Annotated in this window: 24 protein-coding genes and 1 tRNA gene; 19 read left to right on the top strand and 6 right to left on the bottom strand. The window is 71.0% G+C overall.

What is annotated here, in order from left to right:
* Positions 1-80 precede the first annotated feature (80 nt).
* From CLV28_RS03535 to CLV28_RS03545, 3 genes are read left to right on the top strand one after another with little or no spacing between them, the layout of a single operon-like run.
* Positions 81-509 carry a head-tail connector protein gene (locus CLV28_RS03535; RefSeq protein WP_100421863.1) on the top strand — a complete coding sequence of 143 codons (429 nt, stop codon included), beginning with the start codon at positions 81-83 and terminating at the stop codon, positions 507-509.
* Entirely contained in the window at positions 506-829 is a 324-nt protein-coding gene (locus CLV28_RS03540; RefSeq protein ID WP_100421864.1) for a hypothetical protein, read from the top strand. The genes CLV28_RS03535 and CLV28_RS03540 overlap by 4 nt, the downstream gene beginning before the upstream one ends.
* Positions 826-1,167 (top strand): hypothetical protein, encoded by a 342-nt coding sequence (locus CLV28_RS03545; RefSeq protein ID WP_203968109.1) that lies wholly within the window; start codon positions 826-828, stop codon positions 1,165-1,167. Before CLV28_RS03540 ends, CLV28_RS03545 begins: the two co-directional genes overlap by 4 nt.
* On the opposite strand, the gene CLV28_RS03550 is transcribed toward CLV28_RS03545, so the two are convergent.
* Complete coding sequence (locus tag CLV28_RS03550) at positions 1,161-1,526, bottom strand: DUF4190 domain-containing protein (protein ID WP_100421865.1); 366 nt, start codon at positions 1,524-1,526, stop codon at positions 1,161-1,163. The genes CLV28_RS03545 and CLV28_RS03550 overlap by 7 nt on opposite strands.
* Positions 1,527-1,564: 38 nt before the next feature.
* Between CLV28_RS03550 and CLV28_RS03555 the strand changes: the two genes are divergently transcribed.
* The 15 genes from CLV28_RS03555 (at position 1,565) to CLV28_RS15640 (ending at position 14,775) form a co-directional block, all read left to right on the top strand.
* Entirely contained in the window at positions 1,565-1,765 is a 201-nt protein-coding gene (locus CLV28_RS03555) for a hypothetical protein (RefSeq protein ID WP_100421866.1), read from the top strand.
* On the top strand, positions 1,749-2,189 hold the full coding sequence (locus tag CLV28_RS03560) for a minor capsid protein (protein WP_100421867.1): 441 nt from the start codon (positions 1,749-1,751) through the stop codon (positions 2,187-2,189). Before CLV28_RS03555 ends, CLV28_RS03560 begins: the two co-directional genes overlap by 17 nt.
* Positions 2,190-2,284: 95 nt before the next feature.
* Complete coding sequence (locus tag CLV28_RS03565; protein ID WP_100421868.1) at positions 2,285-2,755, top strand: phage tail tube protein; 471 nt, start codon at positions 2,285-2,287, stop codon at positions 2,753-2,755.
* Positions 2,755-3,228 (top strand): DUF7426 family protein, encoded by a 474-nt coding sequence (locus CLV28_RS15380; RefSeq protein ID WP_157802472.1) that lies wholly within the window; start codon positions 2,755-2,757, stop codon positions 3,226-3,228. Before CLV28_RS03565 ends, CLV28_RS15380 begins: the two co-directional genes overlap by 1 nt.
* Before the next feature lie 144 nt (positions 3,229-3,372).
* The gene (locus CLV28_RS03575; RefSeq protein WP_100421870.1) at positions 3,373-6,030 is read left to right on the top strand and encodes a phage tail tape measure protein; all 2,658 of its coding nucleotides are present in this window, start codon (positions 3,373-3,375) and stop codon (positions 6,028-6,030) included.
* A 12-nt stretch (positions 6,031-6,042) separates the two neighbouring features.
* Complete coding sequence (locus CLV28_RS03580) at positions 6,043-7,005, top strand: hypothetical protein (protein ID WP_100421871.1); 963 nt, start codon at positions 6,043-6,045, stop codon at positions 7,003-7,005.
* Complete coding sequence (locus tag CLV28_RS03585) at positions 7,002-8,195, top strand: Gp37-like protein (protein ID WP_483407205.1); 1,194 nt, start codon at positions 7,002-7,004, stop codon at positions 8,193-8,195. Before CLV28_RS03580 ends, CLV28_RS03585 begins: the two co-directional genes overlap by 4 nt.
* Entirely contained in the window at positions 8,195-9,205 is a 1,011-nt protein-coding gene (locus CLV28_RS03590) for a hypothetical protein (RefSeq protein WP_100421873.1), read from the top strand. Before CLV28_RS03585 ends, CLV28_RS03590 begins: the two co-directional genes overlap by 1 nt.
* Complete coding sequence (locus CLV28_RS03595; protein WP_157802474.1) at positions 9,205-9,612, top strand: DUF2746 domain-containing protein; 408 nt, start codon at positions 9,205-9,207, stop codon at positions 9,610-9,612. Before CLV28_RS03590 ends, CLV28_RS03595 begins: the two co-directional genes overlap by 1 nt.
* Positions 9,613-9,675: 63 nt before the next feature.
* A complete protein-coding gene (locus CLV28_RS03600; protein ID WP_100421875.1) occupies positions 9,676-10,527 on the top strand; it encodes a M15 family metallopeptidase in 852 nt (283 codons plus the stop codon).
* A gap of 1 nt (position 10,528) precedes the next feature.
* Complete coding sequence (locus CLV28_RS16180) at positions 10,529-10,663, top strand: hypothetical protein (protein ID WP_275405037.1); 135 nt, start codon at positions 10,529-10,531, stop codon at positions 10,661-10,663.
* Between the two features lie 3 nt (positions 10,664-10,666).
* Positions 10,667-11,017, top strand: coding sequence for a hypothetical protein (locus CLV28_RS03605; protein ID WP_203968111.1), 351 nt, complete (start codon positions 10,667-10,669; stop codon positions 11,015-11,017).
* Positions 11,018-11,124: 107 nt separating this feature from the next.
* Positions 11,125-12,306, top strand: a complete 1,182-nt coding sequence (locus CLV28_RS03610; RefSeq protein ID WP_100421876.1) for a hypothetical protein — start codon at positions 11,125-11,127, stop codon at positions 12,304-12,306.
* A gap of 58 nt (positions 12,307-12,364) precedes the next feature.
* A complete protein-coding gene (locus CLV28_RS03615) occupies positions 12,365-14,308 on the top strand; it encodes a metallophosphoesterase family protein (protein ID WP_157802475.1) in 1,944 nt (647 codons plus the stop codon).
* Between the two features lie 290 nt (positions 14,309-14,598).
* The gene (locus CLV28_RS15640; RefSeq protein ID WP_170062616.1) at positions 14,599-14,775 is read left to right on the top strand and encodes a hypothetical protein; all 177 of its coding nucleotides are present in this window, start codon (positions 14,599-14,601) and stop codon (positions 14,773-14,775) included.
* A 155-nt stretch (positions 14,776-14,930) separates the two neighbouring features.
* On the opposite strand, the gene CLV28_RS03620 is transcribed toward CLV28_RS15640, so the two are convergent.
* From CLV28_RS03620 to CLV28_RS03630, 3 genes are read right to left on the bottom strand one after another with little or no spacing between them, the layout of a single operon-like run.
* Positions 14,931-15,428, bottom strand: coding sequence for a hypothetical protein (locus CLV28_RS03620; RefSeq protein WP_100421878.1), 498 nt, complete (start codon positions 15,426-15,428; stop codon positions 14,931-14,933).
* The gene (locus tag CLV28_RS03625) at positions 15,425-15,862 is read right to left on the bottom strand and encodes a helix-turn-helix domain-containing protein (protein ID WP_100421879.1); all 438 of its coding nucleotides are present in this window, start codon (positions 15,860-15,862) and stop codon (positions 15,425-15,427) included. Before CLV28_RS03625 ends, CLV28_RS03620 begins: the two co-directional genes overlap by 4 nt.
* Positions 15,863-15,922: 60 nt before the next feature.
* Complete coding sequence (locus tag CLV28_RS03630) at positions 15,923-16,384, bottom strand: hypothetical protein (protein ID WP_100421880.1); 462 nt, start codon at positions 16,382-16,384, stop codon at positions 15,923-15,925.
* 195 nt (positions 16,385-16,579) lie between these two features.
* Between CLV28_RS03630 and CLV28_RS03635 the strand changes: the two genes are divergently transcribed.
* Positions 16,580-16,795, top strand: coding sequence for a hypothetical protein (locus CLV28_RS03635; RefSeq protein ID WP_100421881.1), 216 nt, complete (start codon positions 16,580-16,582; stop codon positions 16,793-16,795).
* Positions 16,796-16,896: 101 nt separating this feature from the next.
* Here the strand turns inward: CLV28_RS03635 and CLV28_RS03640 are convergent.
* Positions 16,897-16,969, bottom strand: a tRNA-Thr gene (locus CLV28_RS03640).
* A 100-nt stretch (positions 16,970-17,069) separates the two neighbouring features.
* A complete protein-coding gene (locus CLV28_RS03645; RefSeq protein ID WP_100422381.1) occupies positions 17,070-18,614 on the bottom strand; it encodes an alpha/beta hydrolase in 1,545 nt (514 codons plus the stop codon).
* Positions 18,615-18,625: the final 11 nt, after the last annotated feature.

Here is an 18,625-nt window from a genome sequence, read left to right on the forward strand (position 1 = left end):
TCGGGGCCGTCAGCGCCCGGGACTCCCGGCCCTGCCATGAACGCGACCTGCGCACCCACCACCACCCCCAGGAGGACGACGTGAGCCTGACCTACGCGACCCCCGCCGACCTCGCGACCTGGACCGGCAGCACGACACCCGAGAACGCGACCGAGCTCCTGCGGTCCGCGTCCGGGCTCGTCACCGCGGCGACCCGCACCGCGGTCTACGACGTCGATCCTGACGGTCAGCCCACCGCCCCCGACGTCGTCGCCGCGTTCCGGGACGCGACCTGCGCGCAGGCAGCGACCTGGGCCGCGCTCGGCATCGACCCGGCGACCCTCGGCCTCACCCCGACCGGCAGCGGAGGCCCTGTCGCGTCGATGAGCCGCGGCTCCGCGTCCATCACCTACGCCGGCGCCGAGGCCGCGGCCGCGACCCGCGCGAGCATCACTACCCAGCTCACGCCCGAGGCGCGAACCATCCTCGCGAGCGCGAACCTCCCGGCCAGCGTCCAGGTCCGCGGATGATCACCGACCCGTTCGCCGCGTTCTACGACCAGGAGATCACCGTCCGCCCGTACCTCGGGTCGGGCGCGTACGGCGACACGTACGGCGCCCCCGTGACCGTGATCGTGCTCCTCGACGAGTCCGCGACGCTCGTGCGCGACCGCACCGGCGCGGAGGTCGTCGCGTCCGCGACCGCGTCCACCGGCCCTGACGCACCGGACGCCCCGCCCGGGTCCGAGGTCACCCTCCCGAGCGGGCGCGTCACGACCGTCATCACGCAGTCCCGGCACGGTGCGCACCCGCTCAGCCTGCCCACGGGCACCGACTGGACCCTCGCATGACGAGCATGCAGTTCACGCCCGGGCGCAGCCCTGACGGGGCCGTGCAGGACGCCGTCGAGCGCGGCCTGTACCTCGCCGCCGAGCACGTCCTCGGCGTCGCCCGCGACCGCGTCCCCCACGAGGAGGGCACCCTCGAACGCTCCGGCGTCACGAAGGTCGACCGGGACCAGGCCACGATCGCGTTCGACACCCCGTACGCGGTCCGCCAGCACGAGGAGATCGGCTGGCGGCACGACGACGGCCGGCAGGCGAAGTACCTCGAGTCCGCGATGAACGAGAACGTCGACGTCGTCCGCGACCTCGTCGCGACCCAGGTCCGACGCTCGCTCGGTCAGTAGCTGGTCGACGCCCCCAGCGCGAACAGCCCGATCCACATCCAGACCACGAAGAACCCGGCGATCGCTCCGAGGATGCCGATCACGATCCCCGCGATCGCCATGCCCTGCCCGCCCTTGCCCTTCTTCGCGTCGTTGAGACCGATGAGGCCGAGGATCACGGCTGCGACGGACCCGACGCCCGCGAACCACAGCAGGGACAGGACGAGCGACCAGATGCTCGCGGCCGAGGTGGGGCGCGGCGGGGCGTAGGCGACCGCAGGCTGCACCCACACGCCGCGCTGGGCGTCCCACACCGGCTGCGGTGCGTACGTGCCGCTGTACGGGGCATCGACAGGCGTCTCGGGGGTCTTCTCCGTCATCCGCCCAGGCTCCCACGACACACCCCCGGAGGTGCAGCATGGCAACGATTCTTCACCCGGACCCCAAGTTCACCGGGCCCGTCCAGGTCGGCGCCCGCACGGCCCGGTTCGAACACGGCGCCGCCCCGGTCACCGTGCCGCACGTCCTCGCCGAGCTGCGCCGCCGCGGCTTCAAGGAGCGCACCGTCGACCTCGCGAAGCCGAAGCGAGAGAAGGCCGCCGATGTCGTGGACGAGTGACCTCGAGGCCGGGCTCGCCGAGCACCTCGCCGCCGCCGGACTCGGCGTGTGGCGCCCCACCGGGCCCGCGTACACGACCGCCGAAGTCGGCATCGTCACCGGCCGTGTCCCCACCGCCCCGGACCGCGTCATCGTGATCAACGCGTACAACGTCACCTCCGGGCTCCTGTCGCACGTGACCCTCGGCCTGCAGATCAAGGTCCGCGGCCCCAAGAGCGCCGACCCGCGCCCCGCCCAGGACCTCACCGACGCGATCTACGACCGCCTCCACGGCGCCCGCGACCTCACGCTCGCCGGCATCCCCGTCGCCCTCCTCTGGCGGCAGTCCTGGGCCTGGCTCGGGCCCGACGCGAACGGCCGCGACGAGACCACGAGCAACTACTACGCCGAGACCGCGCACCCCAGCGCCCACGTCACGGACTGACCGCACCCCCTGGCACCGTGCGCCCACCGGGCGGCACGGCACCGCGCGCACCCCGCGCGCACCGCTCCCGCCCGACCGTCTGAAAGGACACCCCCATGAGCGCCGAGACCCTCACCCCGACCGTGAACACCACCTGGTGCCTCGAGGTCGACACGTCCGCGACCGAGACCCCCGCGTACACCCAGGTTCGCTCCCTGAACCAGCTCACGCCCCCGGTCGTCGCGTACACCACCCAGGACGCCACCGACTACGACAGCGAGGGCTGGGGCTCCGACGCCATCACGCTCCGCAAGTGGTCGTGCACCGCGACCGCACTCCGCAAGACGAACCTGGCCGGCGCCTACGACCCCGGCCAGGAGGCCCTGCGCGCCGCCGCAGAGACCGGCGAGCTCGTGCACGTCCGCCTCTACGAGCGTCGCACCGGCGGCGAGGCGTACGAGGGCTCCGCGCAGGTCCAGTGGACGCCCGTCGGCGGCGACCCGACGGGCCTCAACGCGGCGACCGTGACCCTCATGGGTCAGGGCCCGCGCGTCGAGATCACGAACCCGACGACCGTCACGCCCTGATGCCGAAGTTCGCTGACCTCGGGGACCTGCTCACCGAGGGCCTGACCCTGACGGCGGCGGGGGTCACCATCACGGTTCCCTCGCCGCCGGCCAGGGTCGGCCTGCGCCTCCAGGCGCTCTGGGCGGGCGACACCGACCACGACTACACGAGCCGCGAGGCGTACCGCCGCGACATCCTCTCCGACCGGGTCTACGACCAGCTGATCGCCGCCGACGTCGGACTCCCCGTGCTCGAGCACATCGTCACGACCGCGCTCGTGTGGCATTGCGTCGGGGCGGAGGCCGCGGCCGTGCAGTGGCAGGCCCCCGCGGGAAAAGCACCAGCCCGGGAGGCCTCGACGCCTACGGCCGAGGCGAGTACGACCCCGACACCGGGCTCTACGAGTGGTACGAGGACGCGCCAGCGCACGTCGTCGCGCAAGCCACCGGCCAAGGCACCAGCTGGGCCGACATCCTCGACCACTGGTCCCTGATCGAGACCGACCTCCACGACCTCGGCGTCGACGTCGACGACCTCGACGCCCGGTCGTGGCGGTGGCTCCGCGTCCGCATCGTCGGGCTCATCTCCTCCCCCGCCAGCCGCCTGGCTCGCGCCCTGACACCCCGGAGGTAGCACGATGAGTGGACTCGACCTCGGAACCCTGCGCGGTCACATCGCGATCGACGGGGCCCGCGAGGCCGAGCAGGGCATCGGGTCCGTGCAGGACGCGATGCGGGCCCTCGGCCGCACCCCGGCGCCCGAGGTGCAGGTCACCGCCGACGTCGCGCAGGCGCAGCAGCGGCTCGCCGCGACGTCGGCCGACGTGCGCGGCCTCAACGGCCTCGACGCCGAGGTCGCGGTCACCGCCGACACGTCGCAGGCCGACCGCGCCCTCGACGGCATGGCCGACACCGCGGGCGACGCCGGCGCCGGGGCCGGGGCCGCGGCCGGCGACAACCTCGTCGCCGGGATGAGCGACAAGCTCGGCGCCCTGTCGTCGAAGGCTGGCCCGATCGTCGGGTCCGTCATCGGCGCGGTCGCGGTCATCGCGTCCCTGCACCCGGGCGTGAAGATCATGGAGGGGATCGTCGCCGACATGTCCCGGGCGCGCGCCGGGATGTTCTCCGCGCGCACCGGCCTCGACACGGGCACCGCCCGGAAGTTCGGTGCCGCCGCGGGCGAGGCCTACGCGCAGAACTTCGGCGAGTCCGTCGACGGGAACCTCGACGCCGCCAGAGCCGCCCTGCAGTCCGGGCTCATCGGCGGCGACGCGACCCAGGCCGAGATCACGACGGTCATCAACCAGCTCTCGACCGTGGCCGACATCATCGGCGCGGACGTCCCCGAGCTGTCGCGCGCGGCTGGGCAGGCCATCAAGACCGGGCTCGCGGAGAACACCGAGGACGCGCTCGGGCTCGTCACGAAGGCGTACCAGGGGGGCCTCGACGTGTCGGGCGACCTCCTCGAGGTCATCAGCGAGTACGGCACCCAGTTCCGGAAGATCGGCCTCGACGGGCCGACCGCGTTCGGGCTCGTGTCGCAGGCCGTGCAGGCCGGCGCCCGGGACACGGACATCGCGGCCGACGCGATCAAGGAGTTCTCGATCCGGTCGATCGACGGCAGCAAGACGACCGTCGAGGCGTACGAGGCGATCGGCCTCAACGCCGCGAAGATGCAGGAGCAGATCGCTGGTGGCGGGGAGCCCGCCCAGGAGGCCCTGCAGCAGGTGTTCGACGGGATCGCGGCGATCGAGGACCCGGCCCTCAAGGCTCAGGTCGCGACCGGCCTGTTCGGCACCCAGGCCGAGGACCTCGGTGCCGCGCTCGACAGCATGGACCTGTCCAAGGCCCGCGCCGAGTTCGGCGACACCGCCGGGGTCGTCGCGACCGCCATGGTCCAGATCAACGACAACGCGGGCGCCAAGGTCGAGGCTGCGAAGCGGTCCATCGAGTCCGCCGCGACCGGCGTGCAGACGGCCCTCGCAGAGGCGTTCTCCCCCCAGCTCGGCGAGCTCGCCGACTGGATCAGCACCCACCGTGGGGCGATCACCGAGTTCGTGCTGTCCTTCGGTGAGGGGATCATCACCGCGGCCCGCGGCGCTGCGCAGTTCGCTTCCTCGTCTCTGCAGGCGTTCGCGCCGGTGCTCTCGGGCTTCGGCGACCTCACGGACGCCGCGTTCGGGTTCGCGGACGGGCTCCTGCTCGCCGCGCAGCTCGCCGCCGCGGCGACTGGGCAGCACGGCCTCGCTGGGTCCCTCGGTGAGGCCCGGACGAGCCTCGGCGAGACCCGCGAGGCCGCGGTCGGGTTCTTTGACGGTGCCGCTGCAGGGGCCGAGGCTGCGGCCGACACGATCGAGAACACGGTCATCCCCGGCATCGACGCCATGCACACCGAGTTCCAGGACGTCGCGGACTCCGCGCAGGCGCAGGCAGACCTGTCCGACGCCGTCACCGGCACCGCGACCGCTCTCGAGGACCTCGGCACCCGCGCCGACGGGACGAAGGTCTCGATGGCCGGGATGAAGGGCGAGGTCGACACGACGACCGAGTCGGGGAAGCTGTTCGACCAGCAGGCCCGCGCGATCTCGTCGTCGCTGCAGGACCAGGCGCAGTCCGCGTGGGACCTGGGCGAGAACCAGAAGGACCTGCGCGGGCGTGTGCAGACCGTCCGGGACGCGTTCATCGAGCAGGCGCAGGAGCTCGGGTACACGAAGGCGGAGGCGAAGAAGCTCGCCGACCAGTACGGCCTCATCCCGGACAAGGTCACGACGAAGATCACCGCGAACTCGCGCGAGGCCCGCCGCGAGGGCGAGTCCGTCACGGACTACCTGAACCGGCTCAAGGCGTCGATCTCCGTCGTGGCCGACACGACGAGCGCTCAGTGGGCGGTCAACGAGTTCATCAACACGAAGCGGCGCATCGTGGTCGGGATCGGGTCGACCACGGCCATGGCCGACGGCGGGGTCCTCGCGTTCGCGGACGGCGGTGAGCACCACGTCGCGCAGATCGCGCCCGCGGGCGCGATGCGCCTGTGGGCGGAGCCCGAGACCGGTGGGGAGGCGTACATCCCGCTCGCGGAGTCCAAGCGCTCGCGCTCCCTCGGGATCCTCGAGGACGTCGCCACGCGCTTCGGGAAGGTCGTCGTGCCGTCCGGGCAGTCCGCGCCGGCGGCGAGCACGACCGTGTCGCAGACGTCGCGCACGTTCGCGCCCGTGATCCACAACTACGAGCGCCCGCTCACCGCCGCCGACGTCGTGCACGCGGGTCGGTACGCCGAGCTCCTCGACGTCTACTAGGAGGGGCACCGCATGACGTACGTCATCTACGCGACCGTCCGCACGCCAGAGGTCCCCGAGCGCCCCGTGCTCGACTCGCGGCGCATCTGGCTCGAGTCCCTCGACGGGACGCAGCAGATCGACTTCCCGACGGACCGTCGCACTCGGCGGCTGCGGCTCCTGCGCGGGATGCAGGGCGCCGGGGTCCCGCCGATTGACCTGACGACCGGGGTCGTGCCGGGCACCGCTGGCGGGTTCGTCGAGGACGTCACGACGGCTGCGCGGCCGATGCTGCTGCCGTTCGCGGTGCGGACGCGGGACCAGGCGCAGCAGTGGGAGGCGGTCCAGGCGCTGCGGGACCTGACCGACCCAACCAAGGGGATGACCCGGGACGGGAACTTCCGGCTCGTGTGCTCGTCGGCGTCCGGGGTCCGGCAGCTCACCCTCGCCTACCGATCCGGGCTCGAGGGGCACGACCTCGCGAACCCGCGGTACGACGAGCTCGTGCTCGACGTCGTCGCGATGGACCCGTTCGCGCGCGACCGTGAGGAGCGCTCGCTCGAGTTCTTCCTCGGCACCGGGGCGCCGTTCCTCGACGGCCCGGCCGGCGCGGGCGGGCTCTGGGGTTCGATCGGCCTCGCCCCGTCGACCGTGATCGGTGAGGGCATGGCCGTCGCCATGGACTCGACGATCCCGTTCTACCCGACCATCAGCATCACCGGCCCCGCGGACTCGGTCCTGATCACCGCGGACTCGGGGCTGCGGATCGACGTCCCCGCCGGTGTCCCTGCCGGGTCGACGCTCGTCATCGTGACCGACCCGCGCGGGAAGTCGACGCGCCTCGACGGCGCGCTCGCTGCGGGCAGGGTCGCGCGCGGTTCGCTCTACCGCCCGTTCGTGCCAGGCACCAACGTCATCGACGTGACCGCACCTGGCGCGACCTCGGCGACCCGGCTGGCGCTGTCGTGGCGCGGCGGATACCGGAGCCTGTGGTGACGGCCGCGTGGTCCATCGTCCCCAGGGACGCCGACCTGGGCCGCACCCGGGACGACGTGACCAGGTGGACGCGCCTGACCCTCGTCGAGCGGTACGGCAAGGCCGACTCGTGGGCGCTGACCGGACCCTCGTCGGCCCTGTCGACGTTCACCGCCGGCACGGGATGCATCCTCGACCGCAACGGCGAGCAGGTCGTCTCGGGCCAGGTCTCCGCGATCACCCGGACCGCGCAGACGGACCCCCGGACCGGGCGCTTCCAGGACACCATGACCGTCGGGTTCATCTCCGACGACGACGAGCTGTGGTCACGGCTGATCTACCAGGACCCCGCCGACGAGATCGGCGTAGCCCCGGAGGCGTTCGGCGAGGTGTACGACCGCCGCACGGGCTCGCGAGAGGCCCTGATCCTCGGCTACATCGCGTCCCACCTCGGCCCCGGCGCGGCGATCCCCGGCCGCCAGCAGCACGACCTCGTGCTCCCGGCGTCGCTCGGACGTGGCGGCACGACGACCGTCTCGGCGCGCATGGACAGCCTCGGCGACGTCGTCGCGACCCTCGCCGAGGCCGCGGGCCTGCGCGTGACCGTGCGGCACGACGAGTCCACCGGCACCCCGCGGCTCCTGGTCGCGATCACCGAGGTGCCGGACGTGTCTGCGGACGTGCGCTTCGGCCCCGCAGAGTCGTCCGCGACCGGCCTCATCACGGGCTGGTCGTACTCGCTCGCGCGCCCCGACCTGACCGACGTGATCGTGGCCGGCGGCGGCGAGAAGCTCGCCCGGGTCTACGCGCGCTTCACCGACGCGGGTGCACGGTCGCTGTGGGGTCGACGCCGTGAGGCGTACCGCGACCAGCGGCAGACCTCGGAGACCGACGAGCTCACCGCCGCCGGGGTCGAGGCCCTCGCGGACGGTGCAACGCCCGTCACGACGTCGTTCACCGTCGCGGACTCCGAGGACGTGCAGTACCGCCGCGACTACACGGTCGGGTCCCGGGTCGGCGTCGAGCTGCCCGGACTCCCGGACGCGGTCTCGGACAACGTCGTGCGCGAGGTCACCACGACCGTCGAGCAGTCCGGCGAGCAGATCGAGGTCGTCGTCGGCACGCCCGGCGTCACCGCCCGCTCCACCAAGCAGGCACAGCGGCTCACGCGCGCACAGGCGCGCCTCAACCTCCTCGAACGGAGCACATGATGGCTCAGGAATCCGGCCCGCTCGCCGGGCAGCCCTTCCCCGACAGCGTGTGGCGGTCGATCTTCGGGGGTGAGCCCGCGATCGTGGGCGACTCCACCGGGGGCGCGTACACGCTGACCCTCCCGACGTCGACGAACGACGTGCTGCTCGGCTCGCCCACCGTCGACTCCACGGCGGTCGTCGCGGGGTTCCTGCACCGCATCGCTGCGGGGCAGACGCAGGCGGTCACGATCCCCGCGTCGACGAACGCGAGCATCGGGCGCACCGACCTGATCGTCGTGCGGTACGACCCCGCGTACACGAGCGCGCCGGGCCCGTGCCGGCTCGCGCGCGTTCCGGGCGTCGAGGGCGCCGACACGCGTCCTGCGCACGCGACCGGTGCGACCGGCATCCGGGACCTCCCGCTGTTCGCGATCACCCGCAAGAAGGACAAGGCCCTGAACCAGTCGACGTTCGTCGACCTGCGCTCGTGGTCTGGTCCGTCGACCACCGCCAGCGAGCTCCCCGCGACGGCGGCGCTCGGGACGCTCGTGTGCCTCACGGGCGACGAGGACAACGGCACCCGCCTGCGCACCCTCGTCTCGGGCGCACCGCAGTGGAAGACCGTCAAGTCCGGGATCTCTGCCGAGCAGAACGCCTTCGTCGCCGAGCAGTCCTGGTCGGGCCCGATGAGCGCCTCGTCGATGATCCGCGAGGGGCGCCGCCGCGCGATGTACGTCGAGCAGTACGCGGCCGACGCGCTCCTGGTCGCGTCGAACTCGGGCGGCAACGTCTCCGACATCAAGACGCTTCGCCTCAGGTGGATGGGCGACTGGCCGGTGCGTGATGTGCAGGTGCGGGTCGCGTACCGGTACAGCGAGGGGTCCGGCATCGCGTTCGGTGACGGCGTGCTCGGCACGGACGGGTTCTTCCGCATCACAAACCTCGCCCCGAACCTCGACCTGCACGGGCGAGGCTCCGGCGCGGGCTCGTGGGACATCCGCTTCTACGTGGAGTACACGGTCGCATGATGGCCGACGCCCCGCCGGATGGCACCCCGTGGTGGGCGTGGTTCATCGTCGCCGTGGTCGTCGCGACGGGGCCCGCTCTCGCGATCTTCGGGCCCTCGCTGGTGCGCCGGCTGAACCGGCCGATCGCTGAGCAGGTCGAGGTCGTGCGCGAGCAGGTCCAGAACAGCCACGAGACGAACTTCCGTGATGATCTCGACCGGGTGCTCGCCGCGGTCGAGCGGATCGAGCAGAACCAGCACCGCCACGACGGAGAGATCGCCGGAATCCGCGACGACGTGCGCGCCGTCGCTGCGGACGGGCGCCAGACCCGCGTCGACGTCGAGGTCGTCGCCCGTCGCATCGACGAGGTGCAGGCCTCCTCGCGCGTGCAGCACACCGCGCTCGCGCGCCACATCGACAACACCTGAACCCACCCCAGACCGCCCCGGACGCGCACCGCGCCCGGGGCTTCGTCATGCCAGGAGGCACCCATGACCACGAAGACCTTCGCCGGCATCGCCTACGCGAACGGCGCGGTCCCGGCCGCGCTGCTCGCTCCCGTGCCGGGGCAGTCGTCCGCGACACTGCGCCTGGACGCCGCGGCCGCGCTCGGGCGACTGCTCGACGAGCACGAGCGCCGGTACGGCAAGCGGCTCGTCCTGCGCGGCTGGTCGCGGTCGCTCGCCGAGCAGAAGAAGTTCTTCCTCGAGCGGTACACCCGGTCGTGGACTGCTCGCGGTGACGTGCGCTGGTACAAGGGCCTGCGGTACGTGCGCACCTCGGGCGCTGCCGCGGCGATCCCCGGCACGTCGAACCACGGCTGGGGGCTCGCGATCGACGTGGCCGACTTCGGCGGCGTCGGGGACTTCACCCACCCCGACCGTGTTCGGTTCGCCGAGCTCGCGGGCCGGTACGGGTGGACCGACGCCGAGGGCCGGTCCATCTCGGAGCCGTGGCACTGGGTGTACGAGCCGACGCTCGACACCAGCAACCGCCCCCGCCGCGCGCGCACCGTCCGCATCCCCGCCGTGACGAAGCGCGCATGGCAGCGCCAGCTCGGCGTCGCCGACGACGGCGACCTCGGCACGAACTCGTGGGCGGCCGTGCAGCGGCGCATCAACGACCTGAACGTCAAGGGCCGGTTCCTGCGCAAGGGCCCGCTCAAGGTCGACGGCGTGTACGGCGACCGCACGCAGCAGGCCCTGATCTCGGCCCTGAACTACGCCCACCGCATCGGCCGCGTGAAGTACGCGCAGGGCTACCTCGACCCCGACGTCGACCGGTTCGGCTACCGGCGCCTGGGCGCGCTGCGCCAGACCCTGCACGCCGGCTTCTGGTCCTGACGTGCGCCGCGACGTCTTGGCCGTGCTCGCGGCCGCTGCCGTCGGCGCGGTGATCGGCCTCGTGCTGCTCGCCGTGCTCGTCGGCGCGGTCGCGCTCCTCGCGACCGACACCCTCACCTACCTGATCGGAGCCTGACCCATGAACCTGTCCGACCGTATGACGTCGTTCCTGCGCACCGCCGTGCCCGTCCTCTGGGGCTGGCTCTGGTCCCTGCTGCTCGGCCGCTTCACCGGCCTCGGGGACGTCCTGACCGACCTCGGCGTCGACCTCACCAGCCCCGCGGTCGTCGGCGCGATCACCGGCGCCGTCGTGCTCGCCTGGTACGCGCTGTGGCGGTGGGCCGAGCCGCGCCTGCCCGACTGGGCCACCCGCCTCGTGCTCGGCGCCGCGACCGCGCCTGCCTACCGCGCCGGAGTCGTCGAGCCCCTCGCTGACGACGAGCTCCGCCTGCTCGAGGACTACCGGCTCGTGCGCGGGGATGACGAGTAGCCATGCCCGCTGACGACGAGGGCTTCGTCTGCCCGTACTGCACCGCCCGACACGACTCCGAGCGCGCTCGCGAGTACTGCTGCACCGAGACCGACTAGGAGATCCCCGTGGCGATGATCCGCTTCCGCGCGCAGATCGCGACCGACCCCGCGACCGGCATGGGCCGCCCCGAGCTCGTCGGCGCGACCGTGACGATCGTGCAGGCCGGCACGACGACGCCCGTCCCGATCTGGGAAGACGCGGCGAAGGGCATCCCGATCGCCTCGTCGCAGCTCACGGTCACCCCGGACGTCTTCGTGCCGCAGTTCTGGGCGGACGGCTTCGAGGAGCTCGACGCGATCTCCGGGTCCAACCGCGTCCCGATCGACTCGAACGTCGGCACCCGCAACGCCGCGATCGCCGCACAGGCCGCGGCCGAGGAGGCGCGTGACGCAGCGCTCTCGGGTGCTGGCGGCGTCGCTTCGGACTCGGGAATCGCAGACCTCGTGTCCGACCCGGCGTCGGACACGTCGGCCGCGCTCGAGGCGCGGTACGGCCCCGGCATCCTCGTGCTCGACCTCGACGCCGTGCTGCCGCCCGGCACGCCCGACGGCACCCTCGTGGCGCGCGTCGGCTCCGGCGCTCCGCCCATCACGGTCTACGCGGCCGACGAGTTCGCTCGCGCGGGCACGGGCGGCTGGGGCAGCGCCGACACGGGCGGCGTCTGGACCGTGTCGCATCCGGCGCAGATGTCGACCGTCACGGCCGACGGCGGCCAGGGGCGCATCTCCGTCGAGGCCACGAGTGCGTACCGGTTCGCCAACCTGGCGTCGGTGATCGAGCTCAACCAGGAGATCCTGGTGACCTTCTCGCGCGACACCGTCGGCACGGGCGGCTGCGTCTTTCTGGTGCGCGGACGCGCGTCGGGCGGCGGCGTCACGTTCTACCAGGCCGTCGTGCGGATCTACGCCTCGACGCACTCGGGCAACCCCGGCCGCGTCGACGTCGCGCTCGGCAAGTCCGGCCTCAACGACCTGCAGGACTACGTGCTCGGCGCCCTCACCGGCTACACCGAGGGTCGCAAGATCAAGGTCCGCCTGCGTCTCGAGGGCACCAACCCGACCGTCGTGTCGACGCGAGCCTGGTACGCCGACGCCGCGGAGCCGACGACGTGGACGCGACAGGCGTCCGACTCGACCGCCGCGACGCAGGTCGCCGGACAGCCGATGGTCGGCGGCTACCTGACAGGCTCTGAGGGCACGCTCCCGCAGACCGTCTCGGTCCACGACATCCTCATGACGGGCATCTGACATGGTCGACGTGATCTCCCCGGTCCGTCGCGCCTGGGGCGCCACGCAGGGGGCCAGCGTGACGTCGCTGAACGTCACCCCGCCCGCGGGCGCGGCCGTCGGCGACCTGCTCATCTTCACGGTGTTCTGCTCCGACCCTGCCGCGACCACGGTCACCCCGCCCGCGGGTGTCGCGACCGTGCTCGCGCGCACCACCGTTGGCACCCGGGTCGGCTACATCTTCGCCGTCACGCACACCGCGGTGTCGTCCTACACCTTCACGATGTCGTCGGCGGTCAGCATCCACGTCGCGACTTCCGTGATCCGCACGACCGCGTCGCCTGCGGCGATCACCGTCGGCACGGTCTGGAAGCGCGCCTCGTCGACCACGTCCAACAAGGCGCCGTCAATCAACGTCGTCACCGCAGGGTCGCTCGCGCTCGCGTTCATGCTCGAGGCGTCGAACACGGGCGAGAAGGAGACCGACGTCAGCCCGACCGGCCTGCCGCGGTGGTTCTTCTCGCGCCAAGCGACCGCGATCGAGTCCATCCAGGCACAGTACGTCGACAACGCCCCGGTCGGCCTGACGTCCGAGGCAAACGCGACCTACCTCAACGCGGCCAGCTCCGGCATTGGCGTGCAGATCGTCGTGCCGCCCGCGCCCGCTGGCGCCGTCGCACCCCCCACCGCGGCCTACGCGACGATCACCGCGCAGACGTACAACTCGCTGCGCATCGGCGCCAAGGTCACCGACGCCGACACCGTCACCGCGACAGCTGTGCCGGTCGGCGGCGGCGCGACCGTCGGAGCCTCGCCCGTCGTGCCGTCAGCGTCCGGCTGGGTGTCGGTGAAGCTGGTCGGCCTCAACGCGGGCGTCGAGTACGACGTCACGCTGACGTCGGCCGGGGTCGCGCTTACGACCGTGAGCGGGTCCACCCTGACTCCGCAGCGCTCGTCGTTCGTCGTGGTCACCGGATCCTGCCAGGGCAACGCGACCGACCCGGTCGTCTTCAACCAGATGGCGACCGACAACGCCGACTTCTTCGTCCACCAGGGCGACCTGCACTACCGCGACACGCAGGACGAGACCACCTGGCGCGCCGGGGTCGACATGGCGCTGGCGACGGCACGGATGAAGGCGTTCATCGCGAGCACGCCGATGTTCTACCGGTGGGACAACCACGACTGGGGCGGCTCGCTGACCTGGCGCGACTCCCCAGTGTCGGCGTTCGCACCGTCGGCGATCCGCGAGCTCTTCGGCTCGGACTTCCCGCACCCGAAGGCGCTCTACCAGACGTTCACGCACCGCGGTGTGCGTTTCGTCGACACCGACCAGTGGACGCTGCGCGACGAGGCGCTGACCACGCCGTCGTCGGACGGGGCGCCGGGCAAGAGTATGTGGTCGATCGAGCAGCGCGAGTGGTTCTTCGACACGCTCACCTCGAGCACCGAGGCGCTGATCGTCTGGTTCACCTCGTTCCCGCTCTACTCGAACCGGATCGGCGGCGGACGCTGGGGCAACTACCTCGAAGAGATCAGCGTCATCGAGAACTTCTTCGACACGCACCCGGAGATCCGGGCGCGCATCGTCGCGGTCGGCGGCGACTCGCACTCGGTATGCGCCGACGACGGCGCGAGCGCGATGTGGCACGTCCCCTCGCTCAACGCCTCGCCGTTCTCGCAGTCGGGCGGCCTCGCGTCCGGTGCCTGGAACATCGCGAACCTCGACGTGCCGGACGACCGCGGGTACTACTCGCGGCTCTCGTTCGACTGGACGGGCCCCGACGAGCTCGGCTTCACCTGGGAGGCCGTCCAGGACGACGGCGACGTCGTCGCGACGTGGTCGAACACCTACCCGCGCGAGTGGGAGGACCCCTGGACGCACGCCGACGGCACTGGCCCGGCGGTCATCGTCGATGGCGTGGAGACGCCGGCAACGTGGACCATCATCCAGGACGGGGTAGAGGTTCCGGTCACGTCCTGGTCGGTCATGCGCGACGGGGTCGAAAGCCCCATCGCCTAACCCCTGTGGACAGCACGAGTCGACACCCGTCGCCTCGCTAGCCTGAATCCCGCCGCTCCCCCTGAGCGGCACGACGGCCCCCGCCCGGCTCCCCCTGAGCCGACGCGGGGGCCGTTCTCGTCGCGCCCGGACGGTCGAACGCCCCACTAGGAGGCTGGCAAGCAGCCGCGGAACATTATGGGCGAAACAAGCAAGTTGGGTACTTGCGGTGTCATCCTTGACTACCAATCGAAACGAATCGACAGAGAGGTTCCAATGGACTCTCAGGCGCACCATCGAGCTGATCCTCGATGCTGATCCTTCTCGGCATCACCCTCGTCACACTCGGGGCACTGCTGCTAGTTCGCGTGGTTGTCGTTGCCCACAGGCAGCGCGCCCGACGCACGACCGGGGCCCACGGCATGGGCATCGCCATGGGCGGAAGCCTCGTCTTCTGGGGGGCGCTCATCGTCGTCGTCGACCCATAGGCCGCCCGAGTCCACGGACGTCACACATCACATGACCAGCAGGCCCGGCACCCATTGAGGGGCGCCGGGCCTGCCTACGCTTGGTGACCTGCTCGACTGCCGCTCGCGGCAGGCGCCCGTCGCACCCGCGGCGTGAGCTCTCGTAGCGGCTGCGATCAGGCCTCACGTCCATTGCTGATGCGAGCTTGGGGGGTCAGGTAAGGAACCTCGAGATCCGCCTCGGGGCTGCTCGCAGCCAATCTTCGGACACTCGCTGCCGCGGCGTCATAAAGCACGTGAGTAGCCCAAGGACCCAGCCACTCGATTGCGGCAGCTGCCTTCTCTGGTTCGTGCGTCGCGAAGTCGACATCTCGAAATTCGACGATCGCGACGACGGTCGTCCCAGCGAACCAGCCCTCGGAGGTCACAATCAGGTCGCCAAAGAGCAGGTAGGGGGGCACCTGCGCTCCGGTTGGACCGCCGTAGATTTGCCACTGGACAGGCTCTGAGTCATCGAACTCGGCCTCCCCCTCGACGTCGAATCGCTGGGTAATCGTCGCGCGCGCGACCGAAAGCCCGCAGATCGCTACGTCCGGCCCACCTGGGACGAAGAGCTCGCCGTGGACACGCTTCCTGTGCTCTTCCGGAGTCTCCTCATCGAATTCTGCACTCATCGCGCTACCTTTGCGAAGGCACGGGCACGATCAGGCTCGATCGAGCTCCAGTTCCGTGGCGTGATCGGCGGTCGGCTGATGCCACGCCGAATTGCTGCAGCCGTCTCATGCTGGCTCACGCCGCGGTCACTCACGTGAGCGATGAAGTGAGAGTCGCCGCACTCCGTGTCGACATCGACGAGGTGCCGGACCATGACTCCGAGCGCGCGCGCGTAGCGACGGACGGTCGAGAGGCGCGGATCGTTCCCGATTCGCTCGAACGCACTGATGGTTGGCTGAGACAGGCCCATCAACTCAGCCAGGGCAGCCTGGCTGATCCCAGCTCTCTCTCGATACTCCACCAGGCGAACGATCAGTTGCTGGTCCTCGCGCGCAAGCTCCATCGCTAGCCGCGCTTGTGGTGTGAGAAACTCGTCGTCCAACATGTTCTCCATAGACCAGACTCTATAGCCTAACTAGTCGATGCACACACACTAGGGCGACCCCGAGCTCGGCTACACAAGACCCCATGCACTGGGGCGGCCTTCGATCCAGCGTGCGGTCGCTACGTCGATCTGCTCGTTCTGGAGGTCAGCGATCTCCTCCGGACGCACATCGACGACCTTCTGATGCGCGTGCAAGAGAACGATGTGCGCGGGTAGTTCACGTACCTCGGTCTCGTAGATGCGGATGATGAGACCCCAGGTGTCAAGATGGAACCGCATCTCCCAAAGGTCTCGGTTGCGGGTGATGTTCTTGATGTCGCTGGGGTCCACGGCAGCGCACTGCTCGATACGCTCGAGCACCGCCCGGAGGTCAGCGATGGCATCGATAAGCGCGTTCGGGTGCACCTGCGCCTTAATCGCCGTCGCCAGCTCGTTGAAGACGAATCGCGGGTCCCCGCCGATCACTGCCCAGTGGAGCCGCTGCGGAGCATTTGCACTCTCCGTGCAGCGCGAGAACCGATACTCGCTCATCTGCTCCCTGCCATGCGGAAGAACGTACCAGCGCGGCGCCCTCGTGGACCCCACTCGCCGCCCGCTGCGTAGGCGAGACGTCACAAACTTCACCCGCCACCGCACCGGATCCCGTCCCAACGCGCGCCCCGTCGAAACATGATACGCCCGCGGCTTGCTCACGCGGGTCAGGTTGGCCGACGGCGGGCGCGGACGATGACCATCCCCCAGACGCGCGTCCACGTCGTCGCCGTCGACGGCCGGGTCCTCCACGAGTTCGCCGGCCGCGCGGTCGACGTGCAGCAGCAGCTCGACGTCGGTTCGTGGCCGGCCGATGTCGCCGCGCACCCGGGCGGCGAGGTGTTCGTGCAACTACACCTCGGCGGGGCTGGCTGGGTGACGATCAAGGTCGTCGCCGCTGAACAGCACTGACAGGGCCGATGCAGATTGGCCCCCCACTTGGCTCCCCGCACTCATTCATTTGCTCACAACAGAAGGCCCGGAACCGTTGAGGTTCCGGGCCTACTGGACTGAGCCGCCTATCAGAATCGAACTGATGACCTATTCATTACGAGTGAATCGCTCTACCGACTGAGCTAAGGCGGCGGTGCTCACCGAGGCGAGCGGGACAACTGTACCCAACGCAAGGGCCAGTCACCAAAACGAGCGGCGGCGACGTCGTCCGGCACGTCGCAGCGGGTGCCGATCAGCAGGTCAGGCCGTCCTTGGGCACGGTGCCGTCGACGAGGTAGTCGTCGACGGCGTCGCCCACGCAGTCGTTCGAGCTGCCGTAGGCGGTGTGGCCCTCGCCCTCGAAGGTCACGAGGGTCGCGGAGTCGAGCGTCTTGGCGAGGCCCTGCGCCCACACGTAGGGCGTCGCGGGGTCGTTCGTGGTGCCGACCACGACGATCGGCGCGGCGCCCGACGCGTGCAGGTCGAACTGCTGCTCGACCTCGGGCACCGGCCAGTCGGCGCACGTGAGGCCCGAGTAGGTGAAGAACTCGCCCATGGTCGGCGCGGCGGCCTCGATCTCCTCGGCCTGCTCGGCCATGAAGTCCGGGTCGGGGTTGCCGCGGTCGTCGAGGCAGTTGATCGCGCGGAACGCCTCGGCCGAGTTCGACGAGAACGAGCCGTCGGGCTGGCGGTCGTTGTAGAAGTCCGCGAGGTACAGGAGGGTCGAGCCGTCGCCGTCCTCGAGGGCATCGCTCAGCGCGTTCGTCAGGAGCGACCAGTTCGCCTTCGAGTACAGCGGGAGCGCGATCCCATAGAACGTGAGCGACTGCGTGAGGTCACGGTCCGAGTCGGTCGGCAGCGGGTCCTCGAGCGTGCGGTCGAGGAGGTCGCGGATCTGCTGCATGCCGCCGTCGACCGAGCCCGACAGCGGGCAGGCGCGACCTCCGAGGCAGTCCGTGACGTAGGCGCGCAGCGCGTTCTCGAAGCCGACGGCCTGCTCGGCGCTGATCTCGTCCGCGTCGAGCGTCGTGTCGATCGCGCCATCGAGCACCATGCGGCCGACGGTCTGCGGGAACAGGCCCGCGTACGTGGCGCCGAGCTGGGTGCCGTACGAGAAGCCGAGGTAGTGCAGCTGCTCGTCGCCGAGCACCGCGCGGAGCATGTCCATGTCGCGGGCGGCGCTCTGCGTGTCGACCGTCGCGAGCTGCTCGCCCGTGTTCTCGTCGCACGCCTGCGCCCACGCCTCGAGGTCGTCGGCCATGGCCGCGATGCCCTCGGTCGTGTGGGGGTACGACGCCGAGAGCGAGGCGTCCTTGTCGGCGTCGTCGAGGCACTTCACGGGGGCCGAGCCGCCCACCCCGCGCGGGTCGAACCCGACGAGGTCGTACGCACCCTTGACGCGGTCGCCGATGATCGACGCGGCGCTCGTCACGAACTCGACGCCCGACGAGCCGGGGCCGCCCGGGTTGATGAGCAACGATCCCTGACGGTCGCCCGAGGCCGGCAGCCGCTTGAGCGCGAGCTGGATGCTCCCGAGGTCCGGGTCCTGCCACGAGATCGGGGCGTCCGCGTCGGTGCACTCGTACCCGCCGCCGCAGCTCTCCCACTCGAGCGTCTGCCCGTAGTAGCTCTCGTAGCCGGCGGGGGCACCCGCCAGCGGGTCGGCGCCCTGGGTGCTCGACGCCGACGGGTCGAGCGTCGGCGTCTGCTCCTTGCCCGGCGCGTCGCAGCCCGCGAGGAGGGCTGTCACGAGGGCGGCGACGACGACGGCGACGGTCGCGGGACGAGAGGTGCGCATGCTCACGCCGT

It is taken from the genome of Sediminihabitans luteus (assembly GCF_002797595.1).
Classification (GTDB): domain Bacteria; phylum Actinomycetota; class Actinomycetes; order Actinomycetales; family Cellulomonadaceae; genus Paraoerskovia; species Paraoerskovia lutea.

Coding starts and splice junctions, on each gene's coding strand:
- CLV28_RS03605 (WP_203968111.1), top strand. CDS start 10,667: ATGAACCTGTCCGACCGTATGACGTCGTTCCTGCGCACCGCCGTGCCC.
- CLV28_RS03540 (WP_100421864.1), top strand. CDS start 506: ATGATCACCGACCCGTTCGCCGCGTTCTACGACCAGGAGATCACCGTC.
- CLV28_RS03580 (WP_100421871.1), top strand. CDS start 6,043: ATGACGTACGTCATCTACGCGACCGTCCGCACGCCAGAGGTCCCCGAG.
- CLV28_RS03645 (WP_100422381.1), bottom strand. CDS start 18,614: ATGCGCACCTCTCGTCCCGCGACCGTCGCCGTCGTCGTCGCCGCCCTC.
- CLV28_RS15640 (WP_170062616.1), top strand. CDS start 14,599: ATGCTGATCCTTCTCGGCATCACCCTCGTCACACTCGGGGCACTGCTG.
- CLV28_RS03560 (WP_100421867.1), top strand. CDS start 1,749: ATGTCGTGGACGAGTGACCTCGAGGCCGGGCTCGCCGAGCACCTCGCC.
- CLV28_RS03575 (WP_100421870.1), top strand. CDS start 3,373: ATGAGTGGACTCGACCTCGGAACCCTGCGCGGTCACATCGCGATCGAC.
- CLV28_RS03600 (WP_100421875.1), top strand. CDS start 9,676: ATGACCACGAAGACCTTCGCCGGCATCGCCTACGCGAACGGCGCGGTC.
- CLV28_RS03555 (WP_100421866.1), top strand. CDS start 1,565: ATGGCAACGATTCTTCACCCGGACCCCAAGTTCACCGGGCCCGTCCAG.
- CLV28_RS03545 (WP_203968109.1), top strand. CDS start 826: ATGACGAGCATGCAGTTCACGCCCGGGCGCAGCCCTGACGGGGCCGTG.
- CLV28_RS03630 (WP_100421880.1), bottom strand. CDS start 16,384: ATGAGCGAGTATCGGTTCTCGCGCTGCACGGAGAGTGCAAATGCTCCG.
- CLV28_RS03635 (WP_100421881.1), top strand. CDS start 16,580: ATGACCATCCCCCAGACGCGCGTCCACGTCGTCGCCGTCGACGGCCGG.
- CLV28_RS15380 (WP_157802472.1), top strand. CDS start 2,755: ATGCCGAAGTTCGCTGACCTCGGGGACCTGCTCACCGAGGGCCTGACC.
- CLV28_RS03550 (WP_100421865.1), bottom strand. CDS start 1,526: ATGACGGAGAAGACCCCCGAGACGCCTGTCGATGCCCCGTACAGCGGC.
- CLV28_RS03590 (WP_100421873.1), top strand. CDS start 8,195: ATGGCTCAGGAATCCGGCCCGCTCGCCGGGCAGCCCTTCCCCGACAGC.
- CLV28_RS03620 (WP_100421878.1), bottom strand. CDS start 15,428: ATGAGTGCAGAATTCGATGAGGAGACTCCGGAAGAGCACAGGAAGCGT.
- CLV28_RS03595 (WP_157802474.1), top strand. CDS start 9,205: ATGGCCGACGCCCCGCCGGATGGCACCCCGTGGTGGGCGTGGTTCATC.
- CLV28_RS03625 (WP_100421879.1), bottom strand. CDS start 15,862: ATGGAGAACATGTTGGACGACGAGTTTCTCACACCACAAGCGCGGCTA.
- CLV28_RS03565 (WP_100421868.1), top strand. CDS start 2,285: ATGAGCGCCGAGACCCTCACCCCGACCGTGAACACCACCTGGTGCCTC.